The sequence below is a fragment of the Microcystis sp. M53603_WE2 genome (genome assembly GCF_030065435.1).
Window position 1 is genome coordinate 1 of the sequence record NZ_JASJFF010001134.1, and the last position, 2,941, is coordinate 2,941.

General features: G+C 44.3%; 3 protein-coding genes. All 3 read right to left on the minus strand.

What is annotated here, in order from left to right:
• On the minus strand, window positions 1-949 hold a 949-nt coding region (gene thrC / locus PX481_RS23930), incomplete at its 3' end, for a threonine synthase (protein ID WP_288096420.1).
• Between the two features lie 556 nt (window positions 950-1,505).
• Window positions 1,506-2,051, minus strand: a complete 546-nt coding sequence (rsmD, locus tag PX481_RS23935; RefSeq protein WP_002757898.1) for a 16S rRNA (guanine(966)-N(2))-methyltransferase RsmD — start codon at window positions 2,049-2,051, stop codon at window positions 1,506-1,508.
• A 3-nt stretch (window positions 2,052-2,054) separates the two neighbouring features.
• Entirely contained in the window at window positions 2,055-2,732 is a 678-nt protein-coding gene (locus PX481_RS23940) for a uracil-DNA glycosylase family protein (RefSeq protein ID WP_002757896.1), read from the minus strand.
• Between the last annotated feature and the right edge of the window lie 209 nt (window positions 2,733-2,941).

Here is a 2,941-nt window from a genome sequence, read left to right on the forward strand (position 1 = left end):
CGGGATTACCAATAGCGATCGATTTGGCGATAGTATTGGGTTTAACTGGGGCGACAAAATCCCGTCCTTCCTTGAAAGCTTGGGCAATGGGGGAACAACCTTCCGCTTGAGCGCCACTAAAACGCACTGCTTTATCTGCCACCAAACCGACTTTAATGAATTCTTGGAAGCCTTTATAAATCTTGGTAAAGAGGGAACCACTGGCTAAAGGTGCGACAATATGGTCGGGTAGTTTCCAGCCTAATTGTTCAGCCACTTCAAAGCCTAAAGTTTTGGAACCTTCGGAATAGTAGGGACGCAGATTGATGTTGACAAAACCCCAACCGTAGGTATTGCCCACTTCGGAACAGAGACGGTTAACCTGATCGTAATTGCCTTTAACCGCCATGACCGTGGGATTATAGATTAGGGTGCCGAGAATTTTACCCGCTTCTAAATCGGAGGGAATGAAAACACAACAGTCTAAACCAGCGTGAGCGGCAATAGCGGCGGTGGAATTGGCCAGATTTCCCGTACTAGCACAGGAAACGGTAGTAAAACCTAATTCTTTGGCCCTGGTAAGGGCGACGGATACCACTCTATCTTTGAAGCTGAGAGTGGGCATATTGACGGCATCATTTTTAATGTAGAGATTTTTTAGACCCAAGCGCCGGGCTAAACGGTGGGATTTAACTAGGGGAGTCATACCCGTACCCACATCGATAGGATTTTCACTTTCCACCGGCAAAAAGGAACGATAGCGCCAGATGGAATTGGGACCTGCTTGAATGCTTTCTCTGGTAACGGTGCGACGGATGAGGTCGTAATCGTAGTCCACTTCTAGGGGGGCAAAGGTTTCTTCGCAGATATTCAGCGCTTTCAGGGGGTAGGAGGTCCCTCCTTCCTTAGAAACCAAGCGGGTAAAGGTGGGGATGAATTTTGAGGTTTCGATGTTTGTCGCTAGGGTCATGATTTTCCTGTCTTGCCGTCAACTGAATCTACACACATCCTATCACCGGCAAAATCTTGGTGTCAAATATACCCGACAAAAATAGTCGGGTATAAATTTATACAAAAAATAGGTGATATTCTGGGGAGCAGCAAGGGTTAAGGGGAGATGGTTAAGCTGCTGTGTCAGGAAACTTCGGTGTAGTTTTAGGTCAAAAAAAGGACGAGGAGAAGGGATTTAAGTGTTTTAGGAGGCTATAGCCTATTTACTGCGAATTTTATCGAAATAAGCTCTGATTTTTGTTTAAACAGCTTAAACAGGGGGCGATTAACTGCGGTTGCCAGAAAGTTTCTCGCTTTACTCAGGATGATTGTCAAGAAAAGTGACAAATTATGTGATTTTGTTGAGAAATAATAATTTTTTCTGGACTGCCCAATAAAATTGACCATTTTCGGCAGGAGTCAGGAGCCGGTCGTCAGGAGTTAGAAGATTGCTTTTATTTATTCTCCCCCCACACCCCACACCCCACACCCCACACCCCACACCCCACACCCTACACCCTCTTTCAAGTCAGTGGTCAGGAGATAACTGCTTTTTGATAAAAAGTTAACGTAGTATTGCCGTAGCGTTTTTGACGACAAATGGTTAAACCTTCTAGATTAATTGCTTGCCAAGATTTGGGATTGTGTTCCACGGCAATTTCCCCCAGAGAATCTAATAAATTAGATTGAGAGATGGCAGTTAATACCGGTAAATATAACCCGCTTTCGTAGGGAGGGTCAAAATAAATTAAATCAAAACTTTTCTCCGCTAAAGTGGCTAACTTTGTCAGTACATCTCCCCGAATTACTTGGAATTGCTGGTGAGAAGTTGCTAAATTGCGCCAATTTTCCTTGATAATTTCGCCAGCGCGTCCTGATTGTTCAATTCCGATTACTAGACTCGCACCTCGACATAAAGCTTCCGCACCCATCGAACCATTACCCGCACAAAGATCCAACCAACGACAGCCGGATAATTTCTGTTGCCAGATATTAAATAAAGCTTCTCGCACCCTTGCTGTCGTCGGACGGGTTAATTGTCCTGCTAGGGTTTTTATGGGACGATTGCCGTAAATTCTCATCGGTTAAAAGGCAAATTCAGTTAATCTTTTTTGTAATAAATCAGGAAAAAGGGCATAGTATCTTTGATTGAGAGGAGAGGGATGGGGTAGAGGCAATAAAGTCACTTTTTTTTGCTGTTTTAATCCCTGTTCATCGGTAGCGGTAAGGGTAACTAGGAGTTTTTTGGTAAAGCGTTCTTTATCAAGATAGAATTTATCTACTTCTTTGGGTTTACCGTAGGGTTCAAACCATTTAAAAGCTTCCGTGCCAAGAGGAATGATATGATCACCTTGCCAATAAAAAACGAGCAGTTTTTCTATAAATGGACGGAAACGATCTTTCACTTCCCCAGAATAAGCTTTATTACCCGGGGGTTTGTAGGGAACTGTATTAGTTAGGAAAATTCGATCGCACACCGATAATAGCTCTTGACGATCGTGGGATTTTCTCCCCTGCCAAGCTTGAAAAAATCCCTCTCTCACCATTCTGCCGGCAGCCCCGATCAAAGGTTGTCCTGCATACACTTCATCTCGTCCTAAATCCCGGCCAAAAAAGCATAACTGACTAGCCAGATTACCAGCATACAAAACTGGTTCAAAGGGGTCTTTTTTGGCCTCTTGGTAAATTAGGGTATCGATGGGAAAATCCTCTTTTTTTGCCTCTTGGTGTACCTGTTTAATTAGGGTTTTAATATCGGCCATTATTCCAGAAATCGGTTATTAGTGGCTCTCCATTCTACTACAAAAATGAAAATTATCAGTCTTCAGTCTTCAGGAGATTATTTTTATTTATTCTTCCTTTTCCCCACACCCCACACCCCACACCCCACACCCCACACCCTACACCCTACACCCCACACCCTACACCCCACACCCCACACCCCACACCCCACACCCCACGCCCCACACCC

What these genes read in the sequence shown, in the direction of transcription:
- rsmD (WP_002757898.1), bottom strand. Translation starts at nt 2,051, where the DNA reads ATGAGAATTTACGGCAATCGTCCCATAAAAACCCTAGCAGGACAATTA.
- PX481_RS23940 (WP_002757896.1), bottom strand. Translation starts at nt 2,732, where the DNA reads ATGGCCGATATTAAAACCCTAATTAAACAGGTACACCAAGAGGCAAAA.